The organism is Kitasatospora sp. MBT63 (genome assembly GCF_000710465.2).
GTDB lineage: Bacteria > Actinomycetota > Actinomycetes > Streptomycetales > Streptomycetaceae > Kitasatospora.
On the sequence record NZ_JAIZ01000464.1, the window covers coordinates 1 to 18,092 of the forward strand.

Below are 18,092 nucleotides of genomic sequence, written 5' to 3' on the forward strand. Positions count from 1 at the left end.
CAGCCGCCGCGGCAGCACGGCCGCGACGGTGACGGCCCAGGCGGCCAGCAGCAGGGCGGCGGTCACGGCCGGGCCCCGGCGCCGCCGTCCGCGGGCCCGTCCGTACCGGGCCCGCCGTCCGCCAGTCCGGCCAGCGCGGCCCGCAGCGCGGCGAGCTCCGCGGGGGAGATCTGCTCGACGAACCGGGCCAGCGCGGCGGGGGTGTCCGGGGTGCCGCCGAGGGCCTCGCGCATCAGCTCGGCGGTGTAGGACTCACGGCTGCGGGTGGGCGCGTAGACCCAGGCCCGGCCGGACTTCTCCCGGCTCAGCAGCCCCTTGGTGTGCAGGATGTCGGCGACGGTGAGCACGGTGGTGTACGCGACCGGGCGGTGCAGGTTGAGGTCGTCCACCACCTCGCGGACGGTGGCCGGGCGGCCCCAGCCCCAGAGCCGGTCCATGATCTCCGCCTCCAGCTCGCCGAGCTTGCGCGCCACCGCGGTACCTCTTCCGTCGCCTGCCGGGCCGCCCCGGCCGTCCGCGTCATGGTATGCGCCCGCCGGGCCCGGGTGGCCCGGGGTGGGCCGGGTCCGCGGTGGCCGGCGCTCACCCGAACCGCTCTGCCGGGTGGCCGGTGACCAGGGGCGGGCCAAGGGTGGTGGGCGGGGGCCAGCCGAGTGAGGAGTGGTCATGGAGCGTCGGATCGTGCCGGGTCGTGGGAGCGGGACAGGGCGGCGGGGCACGGTGACCGCGGTGGCGGTGGTGGCCGCGCTGGTGGGCGGAGCCGCACTGTCGGCCTGCTCCTCGAGCACGAACCCGTCGCCGACGGTGTCCTCGGCGCTGCAGTCCGGGCTGTCGGCGGCCGCCTCGGCCGCGGGGTCGGCGGCCCAGAGCCTCGCCTCCGGCGCGGGCTCCGCGGCGGCTTCGGCGGCGGGCTCCGCCGTGTCCTCGGCGGCGGCCGCCGCGTCCTCGGCGCTGGCGAGCGTCAAGGGCGGGCTGGACGCCAAGAGTGACATCTCGCTCGGCTCGGTCACCTCGGCCTCCGACGGCCACCTCCAGGCGCCGATCACCGTGAAGAACACCGGTTCCCAGGGCTACCAGTACACGGTGCAGGTCAACTTCAACGACGCCAGCGGCAACCTGCTGGACGTGGTGCTGGTGAGCGTGCCGGAGGTGACGGCCGGCGGTACCGCGCAGGCGACCGCGACCACCAACCGGACGCTGTCGGGGACGGTCAAGGCGGAGGTCGCCTCCGCGCTGCGGTACTGACCCGGCGCGTGGTCCCGGGGATGCCCAACCTTAAGGGCGGCTCAAGGGGCAAGTGGTGGTCTTGACGGGGGAGTTGGTCTAGTCCATTTTTATGCCCAGGTGCAGGGAGCCCCTGGGCCGGCGCCGGAGGTCCTGGACCTCCGGCGCCGGTTCGGCTTATCCGGGCGCCCGTCCACCCGCTCCACCCGTTGACGCAGTACGAAGGCCCCGTTCGATTCCACTGTCATGCCCCTGACGCCACGGCCCCACCCCGGAGCGTCGCACCCGCGGGGCGTGGCGGGATCCCCCACGACCAGGAGTCACGCAGCCATGCATCGTTCCGTTCCCGCCCCCCGGCCGCAGGGCCGGCGGCGGTCCAAGAGCCTGACGGCTCTGGTGGCCGGCACCGCCGCCTCCGCCCTCCTCGGTACCGCCCTCGCCCTGACCTCGGGTACCACCGCCCAGGCCGCGCCGACCAACTCCACCGGTGCCCCCGCGACCAGCGGCGGCATCAAGGTCGCCTACTTCGACCAGTGGTCGATCTACGGCAACGCGTACTACCCGAAGACCATCCAGGACACCGGCGTGGCCGGGAAGCTGGACTACCTGATCTACGACTTCGCCAACATCAACCCGACCACGCTGTCGTGTTTCGAGGCGACCAAGGCCGCCTCCCAGGACGAGAACAACCCCAACGCCGGTGACGGCGCGGCGGACGCGTTCGCGGACTACCAGAAGAGCTTCGGCGCGGACATCTCGGTCGACGGGGTGGCGGACGCCTGGGGCCAGCCCATCGCGGGCAACTTCAACCAGCTGAAGAAGCTGAAGGCGAAGAACCCCAACCTCAAGGTGCTGCTGTCGATCGGCGGCTGGACCTACTCCAAGTACTTCTCCGACGCGGCCGCCACCGACGCCTCGCGCAAGAAGCTGGTCTCCTCCTGCCTCGACATGTTCATCAAGGGCAACCTGCCCGTCGACGCCGGGTACGGCGGCGCGGGCTCGGCGGCCGGGATCTTCGACGGCATCGACATCGACTGGGAGTACCCGGGCGGCGGCGGCCACCTCGGCAACCACGAGAGCGCGAGCGACAAGCAGAACTTCACCAAGCTGCTGGCCGAGTTCCGCACCCAGCTCGACGCCCAGGGCGCGGCCGACCACAAGACCTACGCGCTCGCCGCGGCGGTCGGCGCCGGCCAGGACAAGATCAAGAACATCGAGACGGACAAGGTCGGCCAGTACCTGACCTTCCTGGACGTCATGACCTACGACATGCACGGCGGTTGGGAGGCGCAGGGCCCGACCAACCACCAGGCGCCGCTCTACTCCGGCCCGAACGACCCGATGACGCCGATCCCGGGCGGCACCGGCAAGTACTCGATCGACGCGGCCATCAAGGCCTGGACCGTCGGCGACCCGCAGTACGGCATCGCGGGCGGCTTCCCCGCCAACAAGATCAACATGGGCATCCCGTTCTACTACCGCGGCTGGACCGGCGTGCCCAACAACGGCAAGAACGGCCTGTTCCAGAGCGCGACCGGCCCGGCCGCCGGCGCGGCGATGTCCGGCAGCGTCCCCGGCATCCAGATGTACAAGGAGCTCGCGGGCTTCGTCGACAACGCGTCCAAGACCTTCTGGGACGACCAGGCGAAGGCCACCTACTTCTACGACGGCACCACCTTCTGGAGCGGTGAGGACGCCAAGTCGATCCAGGCCAAGGTCGACTACGCGCACTGCAACGGCCTCGGCGGTTCGTTCGCCTTCTCGCTGTACGACATGGGCACCAAGACCGCCCTGTTCGACAAGATGGTGACCGCGACCAACGGCTCCGCGGCCGACTGCCCGGCGGCCCCGAGCAGCCCGTCGCCGTCCGCCACCTCGGCCTCGCCGAGCGCCTCGGCCTCCCCGTCGACCTCGGCCTCGCCGTCCTCCTCGCCGTCGACCTCGGCCTCCCCGTCGAGCTCGCCGACCACGCCCGGCACCTGCACCGCGCCGAGCTGGAACGCCGCCACCGTGTACGCCACGGCCGGCACCAAGGTCAGCTGGAAGGGCCACAACTACACCAACAAGTGGTGGACCACCAACGAGGACCCCACGCTCAGCGGCCAGTGGGGCGTGTGGACCGACAACGGCGCCTGCTGAACCACTGACCAGCCCGCAACAGAGCGCCCGGCCGGGACCTCCCGGCCGGGCGCTCCGCACGTCCGCGGGCGGACGGCCCGGTTGCCGTGCCCGGGGTGGGTCAGTCCAGGTCCTCGGTTCGGCCGAGGGCGTCGGGCTGGGTCACCTCGATGCGGCGGAGCATCCGGCCGAGCATGGCGGACAGGGCCGGGCGCTCCTCGGGGGTGATGTCCTGGAGCAGGTCGGCCTCGAAGACGGCGGCCATCCGCATGAGCTCCAGCCACTTGTCGCGGCCGTCCTCGGTCAGCTCGATGATCACCCGGACCCGGTTGGTCTCGTCCCGGTCGCGGGTGACCAGGCCGTCGGTGACCATGCGGTCGATCCGGTGGGTCATCGCGGCCGGGGTCAGGCCGAGCCGCTTGGCCAGCTCGCCGGGCCCGAGCCGGTACGGGCTGCCGGAGATGACCAGCGCCTTGAGCACCTCCCACTCGGCGGACGTGATTCCGAGCACAGCCAGCTGCCGGCTGTAGGCCACGTTCATCCTGCGGGCGAGCCGGGAGAGGGTGGACACGATGGTCTCCACCTGGGGGTCCACCGTCGGGAATTCCCGCTGGTAGACGGCCACCTGCTCGGCGATGCCCAGCTCGCCGTCGTCCGGCGGCGCGGGTCTGCGTGCGCTCATGCGGACCATTGTCCCACGCAATCCTGCAGTCGTTAAGCCTTTGACGTCTCAACCTTTCGATGCATAGAGTTCAGGTCTAAAGTTTAGCTCTTAAATCTTCCGGCCTAAACACGACAGGTCCGAAGTCTCAAGCGAAGGGGTGTGCACGGTGACCGGCACGGTGAAGCAGCAGAGGCAGCAGCGGTACGGGGCGGGCGGCCCGCTGCGCCGCGTCCAGATCGGCAACGCGCTCAGCGCGTTCGGCAGCGGCTTCACGATGCCGTACATGTTCGTCTACGTGGACCAGGTGCGCGGGCTCGGCTCGCTCGCCGCGGGGATGGTGTTCACCCTCTTCGCACTGGCCGCGCTGGCCGTGCTGCCGTTCACCGGCCGCGGCATCGACCGGTACGGGCCGCGCCCGGTGCTGCTGGCCGGCGCCGCGCTGGCCGCCGTCGGCGCCTTCTCGTTCGGGCAGGCCACCACCACGCCGACCCTGCTGGTGGCGTCCTTCCTGTTCGGCGCCGGTGTCACCACCTGCCAGCCGGCCCTCGCCACCATGATCGTGCGCAGCTCGGCCAAGGCCGGCCGGGCCCGGGCCTTCGCGCTCCAGTTCACCCTGGTCAACCTGGGCATGGGCATCGGCGCGCTGGTCGGCGGGCAGATCGTGGACGTCGCCGACCCGGCCAGCCTGACCCGGCTGTTCACCATCGAGGCGCTCACCTTCCTGGGCCTGGCCGCCGTCACCGGCACCGCCCGGATCCCGGCCGCCGCGGCCGAGGAGAGCGGGCCGGTCCGCCGGGACGCCCCCACCGGCCTGCGCGCGCTGGTCCGGGACAAGGCGATGCTGCGGCTGTGCCTGCTGGCCGGGCTGATCTTCTTCACCTGCTACGGACAGTTCGAGTCCGGTGTGGCGGCGTTCGCCACCGACACCGTCGGCACCGCGCCGTCCACCCTGGGCGTGGCGATCGGCGCCAACGCGCTGACCATCGTGGTGCTGCAGATGTTCGTGGTGCGGATCACCGAGCGCCGCCGCCGCACCACCGCGATGGCCGCAGCCGGCGTGGTCTGGCTGGCCGCCTGGGCGATGGCCCTGGTGGCCGGGCTGATCCGGACCGAGGCGGCGGCCGCCACGGCCGCCATCGTCGCCATCTACGCGCTGTTCGGCGTCGGCGAGTCGCTGCTGGCGCCGACCCTCGGCCCGATCGTCGCCGACCTGGCCCCGAGCCGGCTGCTCGGCACCTACAACGCCGGTTACGCGCTGGTGAAGCAGATCGCCGTCGCGGTCGGCCCCGCGGTCGGCGTGCTGCTGGTCGGCTCCGGTACCTGGCCGCTGTACCTGGCCGCGATGGCCGCCTGCACCCTGCTGATCGTCGCGCTGTCGGTGCGGCTGCGCGGGCACCTCACCCCGGCCCAGGACAACGTCCGGGTCCTGACGGTCGCTCAGCAGCCGGTCCGGGAGCTGCAGACCGCCGCCTGACCGGGCGCCGCGGACGGCCGCCCGGCCGGATCCGGGCCGCACCCGCTCCGGGTGCGGCCCCTCCCGGGACGGGACTACGCTCGGTAACGTCGGAGTGGTCCCCGTCCCGGAGAGGGGCGAAGCATGACTTCCGACGTGCTCGACTCCGGTGGCCCGGCCGCCCTGCGGTCCGGACTGCTGGGGGACGTCATCGGGCCCGGCGACAGCGGCTACGACGAGGCGCGGGCCGTCTTCAACGGCATGGTCGACCGCAGACCGGCGGTGATCGCGCAGTGCGCCGACCCCCGTGACGTCGCCTCGGCCGTCGCCTTCGCCCGTTCGCACGGGCTCGAGCTGTCGGTCCGCGGCGGCGGCCACGGGGTGACCGGCGCCGCCGTCGCCGAGGGCGGGCTGGTGGTCGACCTGCGCCGGATGAACTCAATCCAGGTGGACCCGCAGGCCGGCACCGCCCGGGTCGGCGGCGGGGCCACCATGGCCGACCTCGACCGGGCCACCCAGCCGTACGGCCTGGCCACCACCGGCGGCCGGGCCTCCACCACCGGCGTCGGCGGCCTCACCCTGGGGGGCGGCTCCGGCTGGCTGGAACGCCGGTTCGGGCTGATGTGCGACAACCTGCTCTCGGCCGACCTGGTCACCGCGGACAGCCGCCGGGTCCGCGCCGACGAGCAGCAGCACCCCGAGCTGTTCTGGGCCCTGCACGGCGGCGGCGGGAACTTCGGCGTGGTCACCTCGTTCACCTTCGGCCTGCACCCGCTGCCCGCCTTCGCCATCGCCCTGCTGCTGTGGCCCGCCGAGGCCGGACCCGAGGTGGTGCGCCGCTACCGGGACTACCTGGACGACGCCCCGGACGAGGTCGGCGGCGCCCTGCTCTACCTCACCGCGCCACCGGAACCGTTCGTCCCGCCCGACCTGGTCGGCCGGCTCGCCGTCGGCGTCCTGCTCACCTACACCGGCGGCCTCGGCCAGGCCCAGCCGGTCTTCGAACCGCTGCTCGGGCTCGACCACCGGGCCGAAGTGATCGCCGAGCTGCCCTACGCGGACGTGCAGTGCATGCTCGACGACCCCCCGGGGTACCGGAACTACTGGTCGGCGGAGTACCTGGCAGGCTTCCCCGACCAGGCGGCGGACCTGTTCTGCGCGCGAGCGCGGGACATGGTCACGCCGTCGCCGTCCCAGCACGTGCTGTTCCCGCTCGGCGGGGCGGTGGCCGCCGGCCGCGACGACTTCCCGGTGCCCTGGCGCTCCGCGCCCTGGGCCGTCCACCCCTTCGGCCTGTGGGAGGACCCGGCCGACGACGCCCGCGGCCGGGCCTGGGCCCGCGCGGTGTGCACGGACCTCAGGCCCTGGTCGGTCGGCGCGGTCTACCTCAACTTCATCGGGGACGAGGGCGAGGAGCGCAGACGCGCCGGTCTCGGCGAGCGCAACGCCCGCAGGCTGGCCGCGGTCAAGGGCGAGTACGACCCGGACAACACCTTCCACCTCAACCACAACATCGTCCCGGCCTGACCCCGCCGCCACAGCCGCTGCCCGGCCCGGGCGGGAGGGGAAGGGGCCTGCGACGGGCTGCGCGCGGCGCCGGTGCGCGGGCGTCGCATGGGGGAGGGTGGGGTGCCTTCCGGCCGGCGGCCCGGGCGGGGGCCTGCCCCGCCGCCACAGCCGCTGCCCGGCCCGGGCGGGAGGGGGACGGGACTGCGAGGGGCGGCGCTTGGGATGGGGGTGCCTTCCGGCCCGGGTGGGGGTCAGGGGGCGGTCGGCATCAGGAGTGAGAAGGTGCCCTCGCGGTCCGCGAACCGGATCGCCAGCGGCGCGATCGGGCCGCCGAACTCGAGTACGAGCTGTCCGGAGCCGCCCGCCGCCACCGCCTCCAGCAGGAAGTCGCGGTTGACCAGCACCCGCAGGTCGCCCGCCGCGGCACCGCCCGGGTCGGCGGCCACGCTCAGCGCACCCCCGGCGTCCACCGCCAGCACCGACACCGGGTAGTCGGCACCGTCCTGGCCGCGCCGGGCGGGGCGCACCGGCCCCTCGGCCAGCGCCCGGCGCAGCCGGTCCGCGTCCGTCGCGACCCGGTGGGTCGTCTCCAGCCGCACCAGCGCCCGGTAGTCCGGGTAGTCCTGGTCGATCCGCTCCCCGCTCACCGAGCGGCCGTCCACCGTGACGGTCAGCTGTTCGCCGTCCAGCACCAGCCCGGCCGCCCCGGCGGAGCCCGCCAGCAGTGCGCGCACCTCGTCGGCCAGCGCCGTCGGCACGATCACGCTCAGCTCCGGACCGTCCTGCCCGGCCACCGGGGCCTGCGAGAGTGCCAGCCGGTAGCGGTCGGTGGCCACCAGGTGCAGCAGCCCGCCGGAGGTCTCGAACAGCACTCCGGCGACCGCCGGGTGCTCCCGGCCCGGCGCCGCCGCGAAGCGTACGGCGTCCAGCGCGGCCGCCAGCGCGGCGGCCGGCACGGTCAGTCGGATCGGTCCCATCGGTGTCTCCCTCAGCTCGATCAGTGTCCGGACTGCGGAGAGCTCACGGCGGGCGTCCGCCAGGCCGTCCTCCAGCCTGCGCAGGTGGGCCTCGACGGCCTGTCCGGCCGCCTGCGGCCCGCCGTCCAGCACCCGCCGGACGTCGGCCAGCGGCATCCCGACCCGGCGCAGCCGGGCCAGCAGCCGGGCGTCGGGCAGTTGCTGCGGCGCGTACCAGCGGTAGCCCGTGCGCGGGTCCACCCGGGCCGGGCAGAGCACCCCGGCGCCGTCGTAGAAGCGCAGCGCGCTGACGCTCAGCCCGCTGTCCCGGGCCATCTCACCGATACTGCGCATGCCGCTCTCCACACCGGGAACACTGGGCCCTCGACCAGGTCGAGGGTCAAGCCGCGCCGGCCGCCCGGGCCGGTCCGGGATATGCCGAAGGCCCGGCAGACTGGTCTGCCGGGCCTTCGTGCTACTGAGTAGCGGGGACAGGATTTGAACCTGCGACCTCTGGGTTATGAGCCCAGCGAGCTACCGAGCTGCTCCACCCCGCGTCGGTGAACACGACCTTACGGCACGCGGCGCCCAAAGCGAAATCGCTTTCCGCACGAGGGCGGCGGATCACCGGGCCGCCCGCCACCGGCGGGCTAGGATCTCCCCGAGGCGACACAGTGTCAGGCCCGGCCGGCGTCCCCGTCAGCCGGACCCACCGATCGAACCGGCGAGGTCATGGCGCACGCGGCAGTCACCGACACTCCTGCCCCCGTCCAGGCTCCCGCCCCGGCGCCGGGCGGGCCGGCCCCGTGGGCGGTCCGGCACTCCGGCTGGCTCGGCCCGCTGGCGGTGGCGCTGTTCGCCGGGCTGCTGCGGTTCTGGAACCTCGACAAGCCGAACGCCTTCGTCTTCGACGAGACCTACTACCCCAAGGACGCCTGGTCCCTGCTGCGGCAGGGCTACGAGGGAACCTGGCCCAAGGACGCCAACGACCTGGTCCTCGGCGTGCCGCAGCGGATCCCGCTCTCCACCGACCCGGAGTTCATCGCCCATCCGCCGCTCGGCAAGTGGGTCGTCTCGCTCGGCGAGTGGGTGTTCGGGCTGCACCCCTTCGGCTGGCGGGTCATGGTCGCGCTGCTCGGGACGGTCACCGTGCTGATGCTGGCCAGGATCGGCCGCCGGCTGTTCTCCTCCACCCTGCTCGGCTGTACCGCGGCGCTGCTGATGTCGGTGGACGGCCTGCAGTTCGTGCTCAGCCGGGTCGGGCTGCTGGACGGCGTCCAGATGTTCTTCGTCCTCGGCGCCTTCGGCTGCCTGCTGGTCGACCGGGACCGCACCCGGGAGCGGCTGCGCGCCGCCCGGGCAGAGGGCGGCCGGGCCGGCGACCAGGTCCGGCACGGCCTGCGGCCCTGGCGGCTGGGCGCCGGTGTGCTGCTCGGCTGCACCTGCGCGGTGAAGTGGAACGGCCTGTACATCGTGCTGGCGTTCACCGTGCTCACCCTGCTGTGGGACCAGGCGGGCCGCCGCCGGGCCGGTGCGTACCGCCCCTGGCGCTCGATGCTGCGCCGGGACGCGCCGTGGGGGCTGCTCTCCACGGTCGGCGCCGCGCTGGTGGTCTACCTGGCGAGCTGGACCGGCTGGTTCGCCACCGGCGGCGGCTACGACCGGCACTGGGCGGACGGCCGGGCCGGCCTGTCGATGCCCCGCACCCCGGTCGTCGACATCCCGCTGCCGCAGATCCCGATGACCTGGGTGCCCGCGCCGCTGCGCAGCCTGTGGCACTACCACGCACAGATGTACGACTTCAACACCGGCCTCTCCGACCCGCACTCGTACCAGTCCAACGCCTGGAGCTGGCTGGTCCAGGGCCGCCCGGTGTCGATGTACTGGCAGCAGCTCCCCCAGGGCCAGGGCGGCTGCACCGCGCCGGAGGGCTGCGCCAGCCAGATCCTCGGCCTCGGCACCCCGGTGCTGTGGTGGGCCGCCTGCTTCGCCCTGGTGTACGCGCTGTGGCGGTGGTTGTTCCGGCGGGACTGGCGCTCGGGCGCGGTGCTGGCCGCCGTCGCCGGCATCTACCTGCCGTGGTTCCAGTACCAGGCCCGGACCACCTTCTCGTTCTACATGGTGGTGCTGGTGCCGTTCCTGTGCCTGGCGGTGGCGCAGATGCTCGGCGCGCTGCTCGGCCCGCCCGGCGCCTCGCCGGTGCGCCGCCGCTGGGGTGCGGCCGGCGCCGGGGCGGTCGTGCTGGCCGTCATGGCCTGCTTCGTCTTCTTCTACCCCCTGTACACGGCGGAGGTGATCCCCATGTCGGACTGGCGGGACCGGATGTGGTTCACCAGCTGGGTCTGACCGGTGGCGGCGCCGGCCCAGCTGCTCCCGGTCACCCCGCTGCTCGGGGTGGTCTGCGCGGTCCTGCTGGCCGGGGCGGTGGCCGTCGCCGGATGGGGACGGCTCGGCCACGGCCGGGCGGTGCTGCGGGCCGGGCTGCGGGCGGCGGTCCAGCTCGGCGCGGTGGCCCTGGTGATTGCCTGGGTGGTGGGCTCGTTGTGGGCCACCGCCGCCTTCGTGCTGCTGATGCTCGGCGTCGCGGTGCGCACCGCGGGCCGGCGGATCACCGCCGGCCCGGGCTGGGTCTGGGCGGCGGTACCGATCACCGCCGGGGTGCTGCCGGTCCTGGTCCTGCTGCTCGGCACCGGGCTGCTGCCGCACCGGGGCCTGGCGGTGGTCCCGGTGGCGGGCATCCTGATCGGCGGCGCGCTGAGCGCCACCTCGCTGTCCGGCCGGCGGGCGATGGACGAGCTGCGCACCCGGCACGGAGAGGTGGAGGCGGCCCTGGCGCTGGGCTTCGAGGACCGGGACGCCCGGCTGGAGATCTGCCGGGCGGCCGCGGCGACCTCGCTGGTACCGGCGCTCGACCAGACCAGGACGGTCGGGCTGGTCACCCTGCCCGGCGCGTTCGTCGGGATGCTGCTGGGCGGCGCGACGCCGGTCCAGGCCGGGGCGGTGCAGCTGTTCGTGCTGGTCGCGCTGCTCCTGGTGGAGTCGGTCGCGGTGGTCGCGGTGCTGGAACTGGTCGGGCGGGGCCGGCTCACCCCGGATCCGGTCGGGGCCGTGGGGTAGGCTGGGCGACTGTTGAAGGGGAGTAGCCCTCCACCGGAACGTCGACATACTGGCCCGCTCGCGGGCCCGGCGCCCGGGACACCCGCACTCCGGGGTGTTGGCGAGACCTTCGGCCGCAGTCCTGTGATCATTCCAGTGCTGTCGGGCCGAAGCGTCCCCTCGCGGAGCTCTCCGGCCGGGCAGCCCGACCGAGAGACGACCGACACCCCGATGAGTCTGACCGTTGCCGCCGTCACCTTCGGCATCATCTTCCTCGCCGAACTCCCCGACAAGACCGCGCTGGCCAGCCTGGTCCTCGGGACCAAGTACCGCGCCTCCTACGTCTTCGCGGGCATCGCCGCCGCCTTCGCCCTCCAGGTCGGCCTCGCACTGGCGGCCGGCAGCCTGCTCGCCCTGCTCCCGCAGCGCTGGGTCGAGGGCGTCACCGGACTGCTCTTCCTGGCCGGCGCGGCGATGCTGCTGTGGCACAAGGACGAGGAGGACGACGGCCAGGAGGCCAGGCAGCCGTCCTCCGGCAGCTTCTGGAAGGTGGCCGGGGCGAGCTTCGCGGTGGTCGCGGTCGCCGAGTTCGGCGACCTCACCCAGATCATGACCGCCAACCTGGCCGCCAAGTACGCCGACCCGCTGTCCGTCGGCCTCGGTGCCTGGCTGGCGCTGTGCGCCGTCAGCGGCATCGCCATCCTGGGCGGGCAGAAGCTGCTGAAGCACGTTCCGATGCGGGTGATCATCCGGGTGGCGGCCGGTGTGATGCTGCTGATGGGCGCGTTCAGCCTGGTCAAGGCCGTGGTCGGCTGACCTCGGCCCGGCCTGGCCGGCCGGGGCCCGCCCCGGCGGGCCGGATCAGCCCATCGCCTCCAGCTGGCCGCGGGTCACCGGCCCGTACTTGCCGCGCTCACCCGACGGGATGTTCTGCCCGTACACGGACTGGAAGTAGCTGACGGCCTGCTTGGTGCGGCCGTCGAAGGTGCCGGTGACCAGCGAGTCGTCGTACGCCCAGTACAGGACGTCCGCCAGCCGCTGCTGCATGGCGCTGACGTCCGGGCCCTTGTCGCCCTGCTGCAGCATCGCCCGGACCGTGATGGTCGGGGTGGGCGCCGTCGGGCTCGGCGGCGCCGTCGGGGAGGCGGAGGCCGTCGGGCTCGGCGGGACGCTCGGCGCGGTGGCGGACGGGCTGGCCGGCGGCTTGCTGGTGGCCGCCTTGGACGCACTCGCCGAGGGCGAGGCCTTCTGGCTGGGGGAGGCGCTCGGGGACGCCGAGGGGCTCGGGGCCACCGGGGGCGCGGCCTGCTCGGGGGAGGACACGCTCGGCAGCGGCAGCGCCTGGTCCGAGGACTTCCCGCCGTCCGAGGGGGCGAGCGCCATCGCCAGCCCGGCGCCCAGCGCCACGATGCCCAGACCCGCACCGACCACCACGGCCCGGCGGCGGCCGGCGGTGCCCCGCCCACCGCCCGGAGCGGACGCCCCGGCGGGGGCGAGCACCTGGTACGAGCCGAGGTCGGACCGGCCGGTCCGGTCCTGCTGCGGCTGCCCGTACCGGTGGACGGGCTCCGGCCCGGCGGGCGGCGCCGACGGGACCGGCGGCAGCAGCGCCGTCTCCTGGTTCCCGCCGTGGTTGCCGCCGTACCGGTACGGCTCCTGCTGTGCCTGTGCCTGTGCCTGTGCCTGTGCCTGTGCCTGTGCGTGCGCGTGCTGCCCGGGTCCGTCCGCGGCCTGCGGCAGCAGCGCGGTGGCGAACGGGTCGGCCGCCGCCGGTGGTTCGTAGCCGACGGCCGCCGGAACGTACGGCCGTACCAGCGGCGGGCCCTCGATGTGCGGGAGCACCACGGTCTCCTCGACCGGGGAGGCGCACGCGCAGCCGCCTGCGGTACGGGCCGCTCCGCACCGGTGGCAGTGCTCTGCCGGCATGGGCCGGTCCTCCTCGGGTCGGGTGTGAACGGGCCCGATTATGCAGGAGGTTGCCGGGTGTGCACAGGCTCGTTCGCCCGCTCCGGCAGTCATTGTCCCGGTTGATGACGATACGAACGTTGTGAACGATCGGTGTCGATCCGGTGTCAGGCGGAGTCCGTCGAGGGGAGCTTCGAGGGGTCCATCACCAGCTCGGCCGGCGGTGCGGACACCTCCACCGGCCGGTCAAAGCCGCCGAACCAGACCGTGCCCGCGCCGTCGCCGGTCAGCGTCTCGATCTTCACCGGGTACGGCGTGCCCTCGGCGGCGACGTAGATGTCCGAGTCCACGGCGGCCGCACTGTGGTACTTGACGGCCTGCACGCCGTCGATCCGGTCGGTGCCGGTCCGGGTGAGCACCCCGAGGCCCGAGGACAGGCTGTCGTACTGTGCCAGCAGCCTGTCCAGGTCGCACAGCTGGGCGAAGGGGGCCCAGAGCTTCTGGTCACCCGGCGGGACGGCCAGGTAGTGCCCGGCCACGCCGGGGGGCAGCGCCCGGCCGCCCGCCCCGCCGCCGAGCGACGGCAGCGACCCGCTGTCCGGCTTGATCCAGCGGCGGTCGCCGACCGCCAGGAACTCGTAGGTGCCGGAGCCCCGCACGGCGGTGCGCCCGGTGCACGCACCGTGGCGGTCCAGCGAGATCCGGATCTCGACGTTCCGGCCCTTGGCCTTCCCCAGGTGGGTCACGGTCAGCGACTGCGCCTTCCGCAGCGCCTGCGCGGCCCGGTCGACGCTCTCGTAGGGCGACAGCGCCGCGCCGGAGGCCGGCGGGTCCGGTGCCCGGTCGCCGCCGCCACAGCCGGACAGCGCGAGCGCCAGGACCGAGCAGGCCGCAGCCGCCCCGGCCGCCGCGCGCAGCCCCGTACCCGTGCGCGTCCCCATGACATCCCCCCGGACGGTGTCGATCTCCGCCGGAGGCTAGCAGGCCGGTCCGACGGTCCGTCAGCCGGCCCTGAAACGCTGCGGGCTGACGCCGTTCACCCGCTTGAAGGCGGCGCTCAGCGCGAACGCACTGCCGTAGCCGACCCGCCGGGCGACCGCCGCCAGCGTGGCGTCCGGTTCCCGCAGCAGGTCCGCGGCGAGGGCGAGCCGCAGACCGGTCAGGTACGCCATCGGCGGCTCGCCCACCAGCTCGGCGAACCGCCGGGCCAGCGCGGCCCGGGAGACCCCGGCAGCGTCGGCCAGTCCCGCCACCGTCCACCCGGCGGCCGGGTCGGTGTGCAGCAGCTCCAGCGCCCGGCCGACCACCGGGTCGCCCTGCGCCCGGTACCAGCCGGGGGCCCGCGCCTCGGGACGGGCGAACCAGGCCCGCAGGGCGGAGCTCAGCAGCAGGTCGAGCAGCCGGTCGAGTACCACGTCCTGGCCGGGGCCGTCCCGGCCGATCTCCTCCTCCAGCAGCGGCACCAGCGGCGAGGACCACTGCGCGCGGTCCAGCACCAGCAGCAGGGGAAGGGCCCGCAGCAACCGCCCGCTCACCTCACCGCGCAGCTGGTACGTGCCGCTCAGCAGAACCGTCGACCCGCCCGGGCCGTCGCCCCAGGCCCGGACACCGAGGTCCATGTCCGCGCACAGCTCCACCCCCTCCGGGGTGGTCGAGCGCTGGCCCGGGTGGATCACCACCCGCGGCGGCCGGTCCGGCCGGTCCGCGACGGTGTACGGCTGCGGGCCGCGGGCGACGGCCAGGTCACCGGGGTGCAGTTCGACGGCCGGGCCCTCGTCGGGCACCACCCAGACCTCGCCGCGCACCGGTGTCAGCACGGTCAGCGGCGCCTCGTCCTCGATCCGCACCGACCACGGCGGATCGAACACGGACCGGAGCAGGAAGGCGCCCTGGGCCCGCGGCCCCGCGAGCAGAGCGGCGAGTGCGTCCACGGGGCCCAGCTTAGGACCGGCCTGGACGCGCACGCATGCGGCCGAGCGTCCCGGCCATGGCCGCCCCCCGGGCCCCGGCGGTTGACTTGCGGGCATGACGGTACTTCGAACGGCGACCCTGGTCGCGGCCACCGTGGCCACCGGGCTCAGCGCGGGACTCTTCTACAGCTACGCCTGCTCGGTGATGCCGGGCCTGGCACGGGCGGACGACCGGACCTTCGTCGAGGCGATGCAGCGGATCAACGTGGCCATCCTGAACGGCTGGTTCGCGCTCTCCTTCGCCGGCGCGATGGTGCTGCTGGTCGCCGCGGCGGTGCTGCAGTTCCGGGGCGGCGGCGGGACGGCGCAGTGGTGGGTGCTGGCCGCCACGGCGCTCTACGCGGTCCTGCTGGTCGTCACGGTGACGGTCAACGTGCCCCTCAACAACCGCCTCGCAGCGGCCGGCGACCCGGGCGGCGGGATCGATCTCGCCGCGGTGCGGGCCGACTTCGAGCAGGTCTGGGTGCGCTGGAACGTGGTCCGCGCGCTGGCCGGCACCGCCGCGTTCGCGTGCCTGGCCCGGGCGTTGACCCTGACCGGGCGTTGACCCTGACCGGGCGCGGCTCCGCCGCCTGATCGCGGCCGGCCGCCCCCGCCCTCAGGCGGTCCGGCGGTAGCTGCTGCCGTCGCGCGGACGCTCCAGCCGGCCGTCCTCCACCAGGTAGCGGCGCAGCGCCGAGCAGTCGTCGTGCACCGTGCGCAGTGCCTCGTTGACCTCCTGTTCGGTGTACGAGCGGCCGGGCTCGAACAGGGTCTCGGTGAGGTGGGCCAGCAACTGCTCGCGCCGGGCGGCCCGGCGGGGGATCGCGGTCAGCCGGCCGCGCGAGAAGAGCGCGGCCACCGCGCCGGCCGGCTCGGGTCGCTGGGGTCGGTCGGGTCGGTCCTCGGTCATGGGTACTGCCTCCGGGTCGGTGGATCGCTGCCTTGGACGCTGCCATGCCGTACCCCCGCGGGTCACCCGATTTTGGCCCGGCGCCGCGCGGGCGGGCGCCGTGGGTGGGGCAGGATGGGGTCATGAGCATCGTGAAGATCAATGTGCTGACGGTCCCGGCGGAGATGCGGGAGACGCTGGAGAAGCGGTTCGCCGCGCGGGCCGGGGCGGTGGAGAACTCGGACGGGTTCGAGTGGTTCGAGCTGCTGCGGCCGGTGGAGGGCACCGAGCAGTACCTGGTGTACACCCGGTGGGCCAGCGAGGAGCACTTCAAGGCGTGGATGGAGGGGCCGATGCAGGCGGCGCACCGTCAGGGCCCGCCGGCCGGGGCGGGCGAGGCGCCGAAGCGCCCGGCGGCCTCGGACTCGACGCTGTGGTCGTTCGAGGTGGTGCAGTCCGCCGGCCCGAAGGGCTGACCCGCGCACTGACGCCCGGCCCCCCGACGCCCGGTCCCCGACGCCCGGTCCCCGACGCCCGGCCCCTGGCCCCCGGGGCCGGGCGTCAGCCGTTCTCGCGGAACTCGACCGGGGTGCCGAACGCCGCCCGGCGGGTGGCCCGCCGCAGGGCGCGCAGCACCGGGCCGCCGACGGTCAGGCACAGCACGGCGGTGAGTGCGGCGCGCGGCAGGTCCCAGCCGAGCGAGGTGGTGAGGCAGTACACCGCGAAGCGGACCAGGTTGTCGGTGACCGGGTCGCCGGGGACGAAGGCGACGGAGCTGCCGAGGCCGGCGATGTAGGGCCAGCCCTGGAGGTTCATCACGGTCCCGTACGCGATCGAGGCGAGCGCCCCGTAGCAGGCCAGCATGGTGAGTTCGGCGCGTCCGCGCAGGGTGGCGGCGCCGGGCAGCAGGCCGGCGCCCAGGCTGACCCAGCCCATCGCGAGCATCTGGAACGGCAGCCAGGGCCCGACCCCGCCGGTCAGCAGCGCGGAGGCGAACAGCGTGACGGCGCCGAGGACGAAGCCGAAGCCGGGCCCGAGCGCCCGCCCGGCCAGCACCATCAGGAAGAACATCGGTTCCAGGCCCGCGGTGCCCGCGCCGAGCGGCCGCAGCGCGGCCCCCGCGGCGGCCAGCACCCCGAGCAGCGCCACCGACTTGGCCTCCAGTCCGGGCCCGCCGCCGGCCTCCCGGCCCTCCGCGATCTGCGCCAGCACCACGCCCAGCAGCAGCGGCATCAGCAGCGCGAACAGCCAGGGCGCGTCGGTGGAGTGGCCGACCAGCGCGGAGTCGGTGGCGGCCAGCAGCGGCCAGCCGAAGCCGGCCACGCCGATCAGCGAGACCAGGCCGAGCACGGCCAGCGAGCGCCGGCCGAGCGGGACCGGGCGCCCCAGCAGCAGCCGGCGGTCGGGCGGCGCGGGGCGGTCGGGCGGGCGGGTCACGAGGACGCCGCCAGGGCCTCGGTGACCTGGCGGACCGTCAGGAAGCCGGGCACCGCGAGCACCTTGGCGACCTGCGGGGCGAAGGTCGGCGAGGCGACCACGACTTCGGGTGTCGGTCCGTCCGCGACGATCTCGCCCTCGGCCAGCACCACCGTACGGTGGGCCAGTTCGGCCGCCAGCTCGACGTCGTGGGTGGCGAGCAGGACGGCGTGGCCGTCCGCGGCGAGTTCGCGCACCACCTCGACCAGCCGGCCCTTGGCGGCGTAGTCCAGGCCGCGGGTGGGCTCGTCCAGCAGGATCACCGGAGGCCGGGCGGTGAGCACCACGGCCAGCGCGAGGGTGAGCCGCTGGCCCTCGGACAGGTCGCGCGGGTGCAGCTCGTCGTCGATGCCGGGCAGCAGCCGGGCGACCAGCGCGCGGCAGCTGCCGGCGGCGGCCTCCGCGTCCTGGTCGGCGGCGGCGCACTCGGCGCCGACGCTCTCGCCGAACAGCAGGTCGCGCGGGTCCTGCGGAACCAGCCCGATCCGCCGCACCAGCTGCTTGGGCGCGGTGCGGTGCGGTTCCAGGCCGCCGACCCGGACGGTGCCCGAGCCCGGCCGGTGCAGGCCGACCAGGCTGCCCAGCAGGGTGGACTTGCCGGCGCCGTTGCGGCCCATCAGGGCGGTGATCTCGCCGGGCCGCAGCGCGAGGTCGACGCCGCGCAGCGCCGCCACCGGCCCGCGCCGGACCGCCAGCCGTACGGTCTCGGCGACCGGTTCGCCCGTGGCGGGCGCCGCGGGAGCGGGGGAGTGGCCGGCCAGCCGGGTCCGCAGCGGGGCGGCCTTGCGGCGGGCGTCGCGGACCGACAGCGGCAGCGGCGACCAGCCGGCCGCCCGGCCGGGGGCGACCA

Annotated in this window: 18 protein-coding genes and 1 tRNA gene; 9 read left to right on the forward strand and 10 right to left on the reverse strand. The window is 74.5% G+C overall.

All coding sequences use genetic code 11. The annotated features are described in order from the left end of the window. Positions 1 to 62 precede the first annotated feature (62 nt). Positions 63 to 437 carry a BlaI/MecI/CopY family transcriptional regulator gene (locus tag AA75_RS52365; protein WP_033822498.1) on the reverse strand — a complete coding sequence of 125 codons (375 nt, stop codon included), beginning with the start codon at positions 435 to 437 and terminating at the stop codon, positions 63 to 65. 229 nt (positions 438 to 666) lie between these two features. On the opposite strand from AA75_RS52365, the gene AA75_RS24985 reads away from it, so the two are divergent. Then, complete coding sequence (locus tag AA75_RS24985; RefSeq protein ID WP_199520407.1) at positions 667 to 1,245, forward strand: hypothetical protein; 579 nt, start codon at positions 667 to 669, stop codon at positions 1,243 to 1,245. A gap of 309 nt (positions 1,246 to 1,554) precedes the next feature. Continuing rightward, entirely contained in the window at positions 1,555 to 3,363 is a 1,809-nt protein-coding gene (locus AA75_RS24990; protein WP_033822481.1) for a glycosyl hydrolase family 18 protein, read from the forward strand. A gap of 100 nt (positions 3,364 to 3,463) precedes the next feature. Here AA75_RS24990 and AA75_RS24995 read toward each other — a convergent pair whose 3' ends face one another. Continuing rightward, a complete protein-coding gene (locus tag AA75_RS24995; protein WP_033822500.1) occupies positions 3,464 to 4,024 on the reverse strand; it encodes a MarR family winged helix-turn-helix transcriptional regulator in 561 nt (186 codons plus the stop codon). Positions 4,025 to 4,172: 148 nt separating this feature from the next. Here AA75_RS24995 and AA75_RS25000 point away from each other — a divergent pair, with 148 nt between their 5' ends. Continuing rightward, a complete protein-coding gene (locus AA75_RS25000) occupies positions 4,173 to 5,480 on the forward strand; it encodes an MFS transporter (RefSeq protein ID WP_233289178.1) in 1,308 nt (435 codons plus the stop codon). Between the two features lie 123 nt (positions 5,481 to 5,603). Beyond that, positions 5,604 to 6,986, forward strand: a complete 1,383-nt coding sequence (locus AA75_RS25005; RefSeq protein ID WP_033822482.1) for an FAD-binding oxidoreductase — start codon at positions 5,604 to 5,606, stop codon at positions 6,984 to 6,986. A 233-nt stretch (positions 6,987 to 7,219) separates the two neighbouring features. Here AA75_RS25005 and AA75_RS25010 read toward each other — a convergent pair whose 3' ends face one another. Together AA75_RS25010 and AA75_RS25015 are read right to left on the reverse strand one after the other, a co-directional pair. Beyond that, complete coding sequence (locus tag AA75_RS25010; protein ID WP_051813277.1) at positions 7,220 to 8,278, reverse strand: MerR family transcriptional regulator; 1,059 nt, start codon at positions 8,276 to 8,278, stop codon at positions 7,220 to 7,222. Between the two features lie 129 nt (positions 8,279 to 8,407). Continuing rightward, positions 8,408 to 8,481: transfer RNA gene (locus AA75_RS25015), tRNA-Met, on the reverse strand. A gap of 175 nt (positions 8,482 to 8,656) precedes the next feature. Here AA75_RS25015 and AA75_RS25020 point away from each other — a divergent pair. The 3 genes from AA75_RS25020 (at position 8,657) to AA75_RS25030 (ending at position 11,836) form a co-directional block, all read left to right on the forward strand. Beyond that, on the forward strand, positions 8,657 to 10,270 hold the full coding sequence (locus AA75_RS25020) for a dolichyl-phosphate-mannose--protein mannosyltransferase (protein WP_082526813.1): 1,614 nt from the start codon (positions 8,657 to 8,659) through the stop codon (positions 10,268 to 10,270). 3 nt (positions 10,271 to 10,273) lie between these two features. Beyond that, entirely contained in the window at positions 10,274 to 11,041 is a 768-nt protein-coding gene (locus AA75_RS25025) for an ABC transporter permease (protein WP_233289179.1), read from the forward strand. A 210-nt stretch (positions 11,042 to 11,251) separates the two neighbouring features. Next, complete coding sequence (locus AA75_RS25030; RefSeq protein WP_033822483.1) at positions 11,252 to 11,836, forward strand: TMEM165/GDT1 family protein; 585 nt, start codon at positions 11,252 to 11,254, stop codon at positions 11,834 to 11,836. Positions 11,837 to 11,881: 45 nt separating this feature from the next. On the opposite strand, the gene AA75_RS25035 is transcribed toward AA75_RS25030, so the two are convergent. The 3 genes from AA75_RS25035 to AA75_RS25045 all read right to left on the reverse strand — a co-directional run bounded on the left by AA75_RS25035 (position 11,882) and on the right by AA75_RS25045 (position 14,856). After that, the gene (locus tag AA75_RS25035; RefSeq protein WP_051813279.1) at positions 11,882 to 12,946 is read right to left on the reverse strand and encodes a peptidoglycan-binding protein; all 1,065 of its coding nucleotides are present in this window, start codon (positions 12,944 to 12,946) and stop codon (positions 11,882 to 11,884) included. A 146-nt stretch (positions 12,947 to 13,092) separates the two neighbouring features. Further along, complete coding sequence (locus AA75_RS25040; protein ID WP_033822484.1) at positions 13,093 to 13,866, reverse strand: hypothetical protein; 774 nt, start codon at positions 13,864 to 13,866, stop codon at positions 13,093 to 13,095. A gap of 60 nt (positions 13,867 to 13,926) precedes the next feature. Beyond that, positions 13,927 to 14,856 carry an AraC family transcriptional regulator gene (locus AA75_RS25045; protein WP_033822485.1) on the reverse strand — a complete coding sequence of 310 codons (930 nt, stop codon included), beginning with the start codon at positions 14,854 to 14,856 and terminating at the stop codon, positions 13,927 to 13,929. A 94-nt stretch (positions 14,857 to 14,950) separates the two neighbouring features. On the opposite strand from AA75_RS25045, the gene AA75_RS25050 reads away from it, so the two are divergent. Further along, entirely contained in the window at positions 14,951 to 15,442 is a 492-nt protein-coding gene (locus AA75_RS25050; RefSeq protein WP_033822486.1) for a DUF1772 domain-containing protein, read from the forward strand. Positions 15,443 to 15,493: 51 nt separating this feature from the next. On the opposite strand, the gene AA75_RS25055 is transcribed toward AA75_RS25050, so the two are convergent. Next, positions 15,494 to 15,787: a DUF2087 domain-containing protein gene (locus AA75_RS25055; protein WP_051813281.1), complete on the reverse strand. Its 294-nt coding sequence runs from the start codon at positions 15,785 to 15,787 to the stop codon at positions 15,494 to 15,496. Between the two features lie 122 nt (positions 15,788 to 15,909). Here AA75_RS25055 and AA75_RS25060 point away from each other — a divergent pair, with 122 nt between their 5' ends. Next, a complete protein-coding gene (locus tag AA75_RS25060; RefSeq protein ID WP_033822487.1) occupies positions 15,910 to 16,242 on the forward strand; it encodes an antibiotic biosynthesis monooxygenase in 333 nt (110 codons plus the stop codon). Between the two features lie 85 nt (positions 16,243 to 16,327). Here AA75_RS25060 and AA75_RS25065 read toward each other — a convergent pair whose 3' ends face one another. Next, positions 16,328 to 17,203 carry an ECF transporter S component gene (locus AA75_RS25065; protein WP_051813283.1) on the reverse strand — a complete coding sequence of 292 codons (876 nt, stop codon included), beginning with the start codon at positions 17,201 to 17,203 and terminating at the stop codon, positions 16,328 to 16,330. After that, the coding region (locus AA75_RS47855; RefSeq protein WP_033822488.1) for an ATP-binding cassette domain-containing protein at positions 17,200 to 18,092 on the reverse strand (893 nt) is incomplete at its 5' end. The genes AA75_RS25065 and AA75_RS47855, both read right to left, overlap by 4 nt.